The organism is Streptomyces sp. NPDC002577 (genome assembly GCF_053594815.1).
Map to the genome: position 1 here is coordinate 29,204 of NZ_JBSFWK010000070.1, position 7,553 is coordinate 36,756.

The window sequence follows — 7,553 nt, forward strand, 5'->3', positions numbered from 1 at the left end:
AGGGAACGGGCCTCGGCGTCCGTCGCCAACCGCGCGTCTCTACGTCGCTCCCGGTCAGCCGACGGCCGTGCTCGCACCGGCAGCAGGCTGCTCGACCTGACGGGAACCGGAGTCGTATCCCGTCAGTGCCTTGAGGCGCATGGCCAGGAAGGTGGCCCGGCCGCGGTCGGCCTCGTCACCGCGGACGGGGAACGCCAGGGCGACCGCCACCGAGACCAGCAGGCTGAGCGGGACCGACACCAGGGCGGGGTTCGAGAAGCCGAGGACCGCGTCGGGCCCGTTCACCGCCGGGCTCAGCAGGATGATCCCCAGGGATGCGACCAGCCCGACCACCATGCCGCTGATCACCGCCCGTGCGGTCATGCGCCGCCAGTAGATCGTCAGCAGCAGGGCCGGCATGTTGGCGCTGGCCGCCACGGCGAAGGCCAGCGAGGCCAGGAAGGCGATGTTCTGGCGCTGGGCGGCGAGCGCCACCGCCAACCCGATCCCGCAGGTCGCCAGGGTCGCGATACGAGCGGCGTACATCTCACCGCGCGGGGTGGCGGTTCCGCGTTTGAACACCTGGCCGTAGAGGTCGTGAGCGATGGCGCCGGTGGTCGCCATCACCAGGCCGGCGAGTACCGCGAGGATGGTGACGAAGGCGACCGCCGCCACGAGGGCCAGCAGCACTCCGCCGCCCAGCTTCTCCGCGAGCTGCGCGACGGCCAGGTTCCCGGCCGGGTGCTTCTTCGCGATCGCTTGCTTGCCGACGAGCTGGGCCGCACCGTAGCCGATCACCGGAATCATCAGATAGAAGGCGGTGAACACCCAGATCGCGGTGACGGCGGACGACCGTGCCGCCTTGGCGTCCGGGACGGTGAGGAACCGGATCATCACATGGGGCAGCCCCAGTACGCCGAGGACCAGGCCGAACACCAAGGACAGCTGGTCGAAGCCGGCCAACGGCGTGGTCCGGGTGGGGGCGACCGCCTGCTGCCCGAACGTGTGGAGGGCTTCGCTGAACGCGCCGAGGGGGTTGAAGTCGTACTTGTACAGGACCAGCAGGAAGAGCGCCGCCGAACACGCCATCATGAGCGTGGTCTTGACGATCTGGATCCAGCTGGTCGCCAGCATGCCGCCCAGCAGGGTGTAGACGGTGGTGAGACCGCCGATGACGATCACGGCGACGACGTAGTCGATGTCGAAGAGCAGCGTGACCAGCAGCGCGGCGCCCACGAACTGCGAGACCAGGTAGAGCGTGCTCACGACGACCGTGCTGACGGCCATGACCGTACGGATGTCACGCCCGGGGAACCGCGCGGCGAGCACATCGGCCAGCGTGTACCGGCCGAGGTTCCGCAGCGGTTCGGCGACCAGCAGCAACGCGAGCACATAGGCCACCGGGACGAACACGGCGAGGTAGAAACCGTTGAACCCGGCGAGCGCGATCGCACCGGAGACACCGAGGAACGAAGCCGCGGAAATGTAGTCCCCCGCGATGGCGATGCCGTTCTGCCGCCCGGATAGCTGCCCGCCGGCGACGAAATGGTCCGCCGCGGAACTGCTGCGCCGGTTCGCGATCCAGGTGATTCCAAGGGTGATCAGCACGAGTACGAGGAACATGCCGGCGGAGACGAGGTCCATGGCCGTTCAGCCTTTCTTCCGGAGGACTTCGGCCGTCGCCGCGTCGAGCCCGGCGGCGCGTGCGGCGTAACGGGCCGCGACCAGGACAGCGACCGCGAACTGCACGAACGCGAAGACCCACGCCCAGGTCAGCCCGCCGAAGGCGACACCGTCGAGTGTCGAGGTGAACTGGCCGAGGATCGGCAGCGGGAAGAAGACGAGACACACCACGGCGGAGAACGTGAGGGCGAGCCTGATCCGCTTCGCCGCTATGCTCTCCAGGGTCATGTGGTCCTGCCTCGCCGCTCCTTCGAGTGGCTTCGCGCCGACTTGCAGGTCGTGTGAGGATTCTTCGGTCACGTCTGCTCCCGTCTCCGGTGAGGCTGTTCAGCGTGGGACTTGCGGCACCTGCAGTGGATTGCATTAGGCGGAAACACCGATGGAACAGGACGGGTCGGCGACCCATAGGCAGACACTTGATGGTCATCCAACGGTCGTCATTCGACAGAGGTCATTTGACGGTTTGCCGGATGGGATTTTCCGCTTTTCGGATGTGCGGGGATGCTATTTCCGTGCCGGAACGCCACGCAATTGGGAATCCACCGACGCCTTGGCGGGATTTCCCTATACGAGTGAAGAATCCTTTACGGCGCCCCGGTGATGCTCTGCGGGCCGGGCGCCGCTACGCTTCCACGCCCTCGCCTGCCGCCGGGAGGGCGAAGGAGAAGGCCGCTCCGCGAGGAGTGTTCTCCACGGCCTCGATGTGCCCGCGGTGACGGGTCACGATGCGATGGCTCAGCGCCAGACCGATGCCGCTTCCGTTCTCCTTCGACGTGAAGACACCGTCGAAGACCTTGCCTCCGGGAACCGCGGAGAGCCCCTGCCCGTAATCGCGGACGACCAGCTCCGCGTGCCCGTCCGAGCGCCTGGTGGCCAGCTCCACTCTGCGCTGTTCCACCGGCCATCGCGCCATCTCGTCGATGGCGTTGAAGGCTAGGTTGATCACGACCTGTCCGATGAGGACCTGCTCACAGCGCACCAAAAGAGGCTCGGCCGTCAGATCGAGCGCGAGGGCGACGGAATGCTGCTGGGCTCGCAGGTCGATGAAGTAGAGGCAGTCCCTGACGATCGCGTTGAGGTCGACAAGCTGCTCGGACTGCTCGAGCCGTACGACGTACTGCCTCAGGCTCTTGAGGATCCGGCTCGACCGCTCGATCTGGCGCTTGGCGTTGTCGAGCCCCCAGGCCACCTGCTGCTCGTGTTCGTCGAGGCCGGATTCGCCCAGCCTGGTCCGGGCGCCCTCGATGAAGTTGTACGCGGCGGCGAGGGGCTGGCTGACCTCGTGTGCGATGGCCATCGCCATGTCCCCCATCGCGTTGTACCTGGCCAGGTGGTTGAGGTACTGGTTGTCCCTGCGGTGCTCTTCCTCCGCGCGCACCCGGTCGGAGATGTCGTGGAACAGCAGAAGGTGCCCGCGCAGGTCGCTCTCGATCTCGATGTACTGGCAGGTGCCCGCGTACCACCGGGGTTCGCCGCCTGGCGCGGCCAGCCGGTACCTCGAATCCTGGGGCGGCGCGCCTTTGAATGTCTTCTCGATGCTCTCGCTCAGGGCCGCCCGGGACTCGGGATCGCAGAACCAGGCGAAGTCCGATCCGGTCAGTGTGGCGACGTTCACGTCCAGCAGCTTGGCGGCGGACTCACTGGCGAAGGCCACCACACCGTCGTCGTCGAGGACGACGATGCCCTCCGCGAGATTGCGCAGGAAGGCCCGCAGCCGGCCCTCGGTCCGGAACAGGTCGCGCTGGGTGGCCTTCTCCGCGGCGATGTCGCGGAACTGCACCATCAGGACCGGCCGGGACGGCAGCTCCACCCGGATCGCGATGGCCTCGGTGAGAATCTCCTCGCCGCTCTTCGACCGGTAGCACCACTCGGTGGCGCTCACTCCCTGGTCGACCGCCCGCCGCAGCCAGAGGAGTCCTAGTTCACGGCTGTACTGCTGCGCGTTCTTGGACATGTCCGGTGCCTTGAGCGGCTTCAGCTCGTCGACCGTCCACTCCAGCAGTTCGCAGGCGGCCCTGTTCGCCCAGAGGATTTCGTACGTTTCGGCGTCGTGCAGCAGCACGCAGTACTTCAGGGCCTGCACGAGCTCCCGGTAGTCGGCGAGTTCAAGGTCGTCCACCCCGCTGCTCCGTATCACTGGGACTGCAGAATCACTAGGACCGGCAGAATCGCTGAGTCCGGCAAAACCACCAAGACCGGCGGAATCACTGCGACGGCAGTCCGAGACCCGCCTGGAGCACGTCGCGGACGAGAGTCGCCATGCTCTCGGCACCGGCCTTGTCCCGGATACGGGTGCGGTGCACATCGACGGTCTTCGTGCTGATCCCCAGCCGGGTCGCGATGTTCTTGCTGGGTACGCCGTCGATCACCATACGAAGGATCTCCCGTTCACGCGGGCTGAGACTGCCCAGGCGCGCCTGGAGTACCTGCTGCCTGGCGGCACGGGCGAATCGTTCCTGCGCGGTCCGCAGCGCCTGCTGGACGACCTCGAGCATGTGCTGCGGATCGTAGGGCTTCTCCAGGAAGTCCACAGCGCCGTTCTGCAATGCCCGCACCGACATCCTGATGTCGCCGTGGGCGGACACGAAAATGACCGGGATGGCTGATCCTGCCTGTTTCAGGATCTCCTGCAGTTGAAAGCCGCTCACTTCCGGCATGCGCACATCCAGCACCATGCAGGCGGGCTGGTCCCGGTCGTAGGACTCCAGGAAGGCCCGCACGTCGGTGAAACACTGCGACCTGATTCTCACGGACTCCAGAAGCCAGGCCAGTGACCTGCACAGTTCCTGATCATCGTCGATGATGTACACGACGCTGTCCGCCGGTGGTCTGTCCGCCGGAGCCGGGCGCGCGTGGTGGGCCCCCGGTCCCGGGGGCGCGTGGTGGCCCTGCGGTCCCGGGGGCGCGTGGTGGCCCTGCATCGCCGTCACCTCCGGCTCACTCGTCCCACGCCGCTTGCGCGATCCAGTAGCTGCTGCCGTCCGCCCGGATCCCATGCTCCCACTCGCTGGTCCGGCGCAGCGCCGGTTCGACGCGAGCGGTCGCGCGGTCCGCGGCGTCCGGCCCGTCCTCGTCGACCTGCCAGTGAACCCAGTTGACCTCCTTGCCCGCGGAGTCGTGGACGAAGAGGTCGACGTGGTGCCATCCGTAGCCGTGGAGGTCGGCGTAGCAGGTCAGGAAGGTGGTGCGTCCGCCCGAGTCGGTCATCTTTGTGAAGTTCTCCCTCTGTGCACACAACCGCGCTCAACCTGCCAGCGGAGCGCTGAAGAGCTGCTCGGTCCGGAACCGGCGGATCAGCGCCCGCCGTGCGTCGAACCGGAAGGTCACGTCCAGCCTGGCCACCATGACCTCGGCGGCGCCCGATTCATAGCGTGAGAGCTGCTGCATCAGCCAGCTTCCCCGGGCTGTCGAGTCCCCGAGATCGATGTTTCCGGGGAAGAGCAGGTGAACGTTCTCCCGGAAGTGACTGTTCGGCGGCAAGTACGCCGATATCATTTCGACGATGGCTTCTCGGCCTTCGGTGCGGCCGAACTTGTCGCCGTACTTCGGTCCCACACCTTCCCAGACCGCGTCATCGGTGAACAGATCACCGATCTCGCCCTCCGCACCATGGGGGACGGGGACATCGCACAACTGCAGGTAGCGTGTCAGGGTGTTCATCACCCGGTCGCGCGGAAATGCCATGGGCGATTCCTCGAATGCCGGAGGGATCTTTCGCAAGAGGCTAAGTGCCCGAGGACTCCGCGACAACCCGGATATCACAGCATGCAGTTGGGAAAAGCCTTCCCGCTGTAAAGGTTTCCCCTACTCCCACGCCGTAAGACAGTCCCGATCGCCCGCCTTGCTGGGGGTCGAGTTCTGTGTGCCCGCGGCCCGGAAACCCACCTCTGGCTTGTTCACGGTCGGCACCAGCAGCGCGGCGCTCATTCCTGCGGCGCGGGGCGGAATGAGGCGAGGATCGCGTCGCCGAGGGCGAGGAGGGAATTTGTCATCTGCTCCATGAGCCGGGCGTACGGTGCGTTCGGGTTGCCTGTGGGGTTCCAGAACTCGGTCCAGCACCGTGACCAGCGGTGATGAGTAGAGCAGCAGGCGCCCAGGGAGGCTGTCGAGCAGGGGGTGTGCCGCGGCCCGCGGTGTGCGGCCCATGGTCCCGTGGCGGGCCACGCGCTCCAGGTAGAAGCGGAGCATGGAGGCGAGGGCGATGATCGCCGGGTCGTTCAGCAATCAGGTGATCAGCGAGCGCCCCGTCGTCGACCCGCGCTGGCAGGTCCGCCACTTCGTCCGCCCGGGGCAGTGGATGACCATGTCCACCTCACCCGCCTCGGTGGCGAACCTGGAGTGGTTCCTGCGAGTGACGGGTACACCGGCCGAGCAGCGCGATGGCATCCATGAGGCGATCGGCCGAGAGGTCGAGGCGCATTTGGACGGTCCGTCGGAGGTGTTGTTCCACCCGTTCCTCTACGGCTCTCCGCACCCGGGGCCGACGTCCGGGACGTTCCTCGGTCTGCGCGGTTGGCACGGCCGCGGCCACCTGCTGCGGGCCTTGATGGAGGGTGTCGTTCTCAATCACCGCTGGCACGTCGACGCGCTCTGCTCGAAGCCGCCGATCACCGGGTCGGCCCGGCTGACCGGCGGCGCCGCGCACAGCGAGGTGTGGAGCCAGATGTTCGCCGACGCTCTGCGGCGGCCGGTCGTGGTGACCGATGTGCAGGAGAGTGCCGCCCGGGGAGCGGCCCTGCTTGCCGCCACCGCCGTCGGCCTGCTCGACGACGTGACGGACCCGCGCGCCGGCGCCGCCGTGCTCAGACGCCACGAACCCCATGCCGACCGGGTCGCACTCGACGAGGCGTATGCGGTGTACCGCGAGGCACTGGAGGCTCTTGGACCGGTCTGGGCCCGCCTGGACACGTCCGAGACCGCCGAGTGAGAACGCGGAACGAGTCCCCGGCATAAGCGAACGCATAAGGGATCAACAGAGATCCCGGCGCGGCCAGGGCCGTCGGCACTACGCCGGGGTCGGCACGCCGTCGCGTCGGTACGTCGGCTGGACGCCCGCGCGCGTGCAGGTGCCGGCCGCGATCTCCACGGAGTACGACAGCAGCCGGGCGAGCTCAGCCGTATCCGGACGCCTGGCTCCACCCGGGTGAGCTTACGAGTCGAGGTTGTCGACACGGTGGGAGCGGGACGCCTTCACCGCGGGGGCGCGTGAGGCCCACCAACGTATCTCCGACGACGACGGCGGGCTTGTCTGCGGTTTCCGGTCTGTGCGGTCTGGCACTCATGCGGGGTTCCTCGGGGACGGCGGCGGCACGGTCGGGGGCCGGGGCTGTTCGGTACTCCGCCCGTGACCTGGTCATCAGCCGCCTCGGCGGCGACCGGAGGCGGAGGGACGAAGGCGTCCCGCACCCTCCCGCGAGACGGCTCGACGATAGATTCAGAGAATTTTTCTCGCAAGATGTGTTAACAACGGCGCAGTCTCCTGCTAATAATTCCGCCATCGATATCGCGCCCCACACCCCAGGGCCGCGCCGACACCCCTTCCCCTCCCTCCCCAGCCGGACCTCGGTCGAGGTCCCGACGAACCACGCTGAGCGGCTGCTCCCGACGAGCGGAGCCGCCGTGGGAGCCCCCTACGCCGTTTCCCGAGCCACCCGTACGAGAGGTCCTCCGTCATGCGATCGAGATCGACCAGATACGCCCTCATCACCGGCGCCGCCGCCACCGCCCTCCTCGCCACTGCCTGTTCCGGAGCCGGAGCCGGCGGATCCTCGGGCGGCGGCAAGAGCATCAACGTGCTGATGGTCGGCAACCCGCAGATGGAGGACATCGCGAAGCTGACGAAGGACACGTTCACGAAGGACACCGGTATCAAGGTGAACTTCACGGTCCTT

At 67.3% G+C, this 7,553-nt stretch carries 7 protein-coding genes and 1 pseudogene; 2 read left to right on the forward strand and 6 right to left on the reverse strand.

Annotation, left to right across the window (positions count from 1 at the left end):
* Positions 1-54: 54 nt before the first annotated feature.
* The 6 genes from ACWD4J_RS41885 to ACWD4J_RS41910 all read right to left on the reverse strand — a co-directional run bounded on the left by ACWD4J_RS41885 (position 55) and on the right by ACWD4J_RS41910 (position 5,346).
* Entirely contained in the window at positions 55-1,623 is a 1,569-nt protein-coding gene (locus ACWD4J_RS41885; RefSeq protein WP_451400803.1) for a solute symporter family protein, read from the reverse strand.
* 6 nt (positions 1,624-1,629) lie between these two features.
* Positions 1,630-1,890 (reverse strand): DUF485 domain-containing protein, encoded by a 261-nt coding sequence (locus ACWD4J_RS41890; protein ID WP_451400804.1) that lies wholly within the window; start codon positions 1,888-1,890, stop codon positions 1,630-1,632.
* A 394-nt stretch (positions 1,891-2,284) separates the two neighbouring features.
* Positions 2,285-3,781: a PAS domain S-box protein gene (locus ACWD4J_RS41895; RefSeq protein WP_451400805.1), complete on the reverse strand. Its 1,497-nt coding sequence runs from the start codon at positions 3,779-3,781 to the stop codon at positions 2,285-2,287.
* Between the two features lie 85 nt (positions 3,782-3,866).
* Positions 3,867-4,472 (reverse strand): response regulator transcription factor, encoded by a 606-nt coding sequence (locus ACWD4J_RS41900; protein ID WP_451400806.1) that lies wholly within the window; start codon positions 4,470-4,472, stop codon positions 3,867-3,869.
* Positions 4,473-4,599: 127 nt separating this feature from the next.
* The gene (locus tag ACWD4J_RS41905; protein WP_451400807.1) at positions 4,600-4,869 is read right to left on the reverse strand and encodes a hypothetical protein; all 270 of its coding nucleotides are present in this window, start codon (positions 4,867-4,869) and stop codon (positions 4,600-4,602) included.
* A gap of 36 nt (positions 4,870-4,905) precedes the next feature.
* Positions 4,906-5,346, reverse strand: coding sequence for a nuclear transport factor 2 family protein (locus ACWD4J_RS41910; protein ID WP_451400808.1), 441 nt, complete (start codon positions 5,344-5,346; stop codon positions 4,906-4,908).
* A 502-nt stretch (positions 5,347-5,848) separates the two neighbouring features.
* Between ACWD4J_RS41910 and ACWD4J_RS41915 the strand changes: the two genes are divergently transcribed.
* A complete protein-coding gene (locus ACWD4J_RS41915; protein WP_451400809.1) occupies positions 5,849-6,589 on the forward strand; it encodes an FGGY-family carbohydrate kinase in 741 nt (246 codons plus the stop codon).
* Positions 6,590-7,334: 745 nt separating this feature from the next.
* Positions 7,335-7,553: pseudogene (locus ACWD4J_RS41920) on the forward strand (sugar ABC transporter substrate-binding protein); the annotation flags it as partial.

Bases quoted from the DNA above. Each gene is read 5' to 3' on its own strand.
- ACWD4J_RS41885 (WP_451400803.1), bottom strand. From the start codon at position 1,623: ATGGACCTCGTCTCCGCCGGCATGTTCCTCGTACTCGTGCTGATCACC.
- ACWD4J_RS41890 (WP_451400804.1), bottom strand. From the start codon at position 1,890: ATGACCCTGGAGAGCATAGCGGCGAAGCGGATCAGGCTCGCCCTCACG.
- ACWD4J_RS41905 (WP_451400807.1), bottom strand. From the start codon at position 4,869: ATGACCGACTCGGGCGGACGCACCACCTTCCTGACCTGCTACGCCGAC.
- ACWD4J_RS41910 (WP_451400808.1), bottom strand. From the start codon at position 5,346: ATGGCATTTCCGCGCGACCGGGTGATGAACACCCTGACACGCTACCTG.
- ACWD4J_RS41915 (WP_451400809.1), top strand. From the start codon at position 5,849: ATGGAGGCGAGGGCGATGATCGCCGGGTCGTTCAGCAATCAGGTGATC.